This window comes from Xenorhabdus sp. PB62.4, assembly GCF_014467285.1.
Lineage (GTDB): Bacteria > Pseudomonadota > Gammaproteobacteria > Enterobacterales > Enterobacteriaceae > Xenorhabdus.
The window spans coordinates 1-2,741 of record NZ_NKHR01000020.1 but is presented as its reverse complement, the minus strand read 5'-3'; the positions used below and the strand labels follow the sequence as shown (position 1 = coordinate 2,741).

The window sequence follows — 2,741 nt, the reverse complement described above, 5'->3', positions numbered from 1 at the left end:
TCCTGTCCGCGCCGATCAACCTGCGTGACCAGATTGGCCCGAGCTTTGATGACGTGTTTATTGCCAGCAACGAAAAACGGTTGGTGATCCCGCAGTTACTGACCCGTCACGGCCTGATGGATTATTTCGTCCGGCAGAAAGACGAGTTGACGAAACTGACCGAGATGGATAGCTGGGTGTTGAACATCACCAAGAATAATCAAGAGAAAGCCAATGAGGCCGGGTTGTCACCGCATCATGACCAGTACAGTGAAAAAGATCAGGAGCGGATCCAGAACGAGATCAATGAACTGTATTTGGCCGAGTACACCGCCACCTGGCGGGCGGCGATGAATAACCTCGAAATACGTGACTTTGATGATCTGCCGCAAGCCATCAGTGCTATCGAACAGGTGATCAGTGGTGAGCAGCCTGTCAAGCGGGCACTGCAAATCCTGAGCGATAATACCAACCCGCCGATGGTGGGTAATTCGCTGAGTCAAAAGGAAAAAGAGGCTTTGCTGGCGCAGTCGGATTATCAGTTGTTAAACCGCATCAGCCATGACTTTGCACCGGAAACCGGGGTGCTGGTTGAACGCGGTGATAAGGGCAGCACGCTGCAAAGTGTCTACCAGAAACTGACAGCATTGCACCGTTACCTGCTGGCGATCCAGAACTCGCCGGTACCGGGCAAAGCCGCCCTGCAAGCGGTTCAGATGCGTCTGGACAAGAACAACAGTGATGCCATTTTTGAAGTGCAGCAGATGGCGAAAACCTTGCCGGAGCCGCTGAACCGTTGGGTGGGTGAGCTGGCTGAACAGGCGTGGCGTGTGGTGATGATGGAAGCGATACGGTCGCTGGAAGTGGAATGGAATGACTCCGTGGTCAAGCAGTACAAAACCTATCTGGCGGGCCGCTATCCATTCAATCCTGACGCCCGCGAAGAAGTGCCGTTGAGTGAGTTTGAGCGCTTCTTCCGCCCGGGCGGCACATTGGATGTCTTCTACCAGCAGAGCCTGAAACCGTTTGTGGATAATGGCCTGACCATGGGCACTGACGGCAAGATACTGATCCGCCCGGATGTGATGAAACAGTTGGAAACGGCCGATCGTATCCGTACCACTTTCTTCACCCCACAAAACGGCCTCGGCACGCAGTTTGCCATCGAACCGGTCAGCCTGACCGGCAACAAACGCCGCGCCTTGCTGAACCTCGACGGCCAACTGGTGGATTACGCTCACGGCCGCAGCAATGTGGCGCATCTGGTCTGGCCGAACTCCATGCGGGCCGGGACAGAAAGCAAGCTGACCCTGATGCCGGACAGAAGCAATCAGGCACCGCGCGCCATCAGCTTCACGGGGCCGTGGGCACAGTTGAGACTGATCAACAGCGGCAAACTGACCAACGTCCAGCCGGGCTTCTTTGACGTGCGTTTCAATGTGGACGGGGGCGAAATGACCTACCGCATCTACGTAGACGAATCGGACAACCCCTTTGCGGGCGGGCTGTTCAGCCAGTTCAAACTGCCGGACACCCTCTATTGAGGTGAAGACCTTCTGTCCCGCCCCTGCCTTCGGGCAGGGGTTTTTTTAAGGAGAAATGCGAGAATATGAGCGGACACCCTGAAAATCTTATCATCCGGGCGGGCGGCAGTCCGCTGAACCTGCCGGAATTCGCCGTTATTCGCGATGAAATCAACAAAACCAGCCATCCGGCCCAACCGGAAGTCAACTGGCCGCTGGTGGAATCCCTGTCCCTGACGCTATTCAAAACCAACGGCGTCGATTTGCAGACGGCAATTTACTACACCCTGGCGCGGATGCAGCTGAACGGGCTGGCGGGTTTCACCGAAGGCTGTGAACTGCTGGCCGGGGTTATCGTCAGTGAGTGGGACACACTGTGGCCCCCTCAGCCGCAAGTACGTACTGACTTACTGGAGTGGTTCCACACCCGTACCGGCAGTGTGTTACGTCAGCTGGATTTTGCCGCCGGTGACCTGCGGATGATTTACCGTGCCGAACGGGCACTCCAGCTGATTATCGACCGGTTACAGCAATCTGACCTGAAACGCCTGCCGCGTGTCGAGAACCTCTTGTGGTTCTTCCAGAACGCGGCGAAAAAGCTGGAAAAACCCCGGCAGGCCGCCAAACCGGCGGCACAACCCGTACAGATGCCGCCTTTAGTCTACCTGTCCCAACAATCGGAGACCGAACCGGAAACAGCGCCGCCGCCACCGCGCACTGACCGCCCGCCCGTGGCCGATCACCCCCCGCGGGTGCGGGTGCAATTTCCTGAACCCCCGCCGGCAGGTTTAAGCGCATGGCAAGGGTTTGGCCTCGGTGCTTTGTTGGGGTTACTGGTGTTGGTGGGCAGCGGGATGCTGTTCTACAAACCGCTGCAACAACAACTCAACGCCATCACCGCCCAGCCCGCCGGCGCCCGGCTGGCATGGCTGTACCAGCCCACACTGGAACAGTATCAGAGCCAGCTGGACCGGTTAGCTGAAACCCCCGCGCTGGCAACGTGGGAAGCCGCCCGCATCCTGAAAGGCACGGCTGAGCAACACTGGCCTATGTCGCCAAGCCAGCGGCACATTCCCCGCCAGTGGGAGCAGGAGATGGCCGCGCGTATTGACAGCGTGCCCCTGAAAGGCAGCTGGCATACCACCCGTGACCAGCTTCAGCAACTGGCGGACAAAATCCTGTTGCAGGAGCGTACCCGTGGCAGCTTCACGCTTTCCTACCTGAAAACCGCTGTCTATG

At 57.8% G+C, this 2,741-nt stretch carries 2 protein-coding genes; both read left to right on the top strand.

The features are described 5' to 3' along the window. Positions 1–1,523 (top strand): type VI secretion system membrane subunit TssM (tssM, locus tag Xenpb_RS14960; protein WP_187655060.1); only part of this gene is annotated, 1,523 nt, incomplete at its 5' end. Between the two features lie 65 nt (positions 1,524–1,588). Next, positions 1,589–2,741, top strand: a 1,153-nt coding sequence (locus Xenpb_RS14955; protein WP_187655059.1) for a VasL domain-containing protein, incomplete at its 3' end; no start/stop codon positions are given.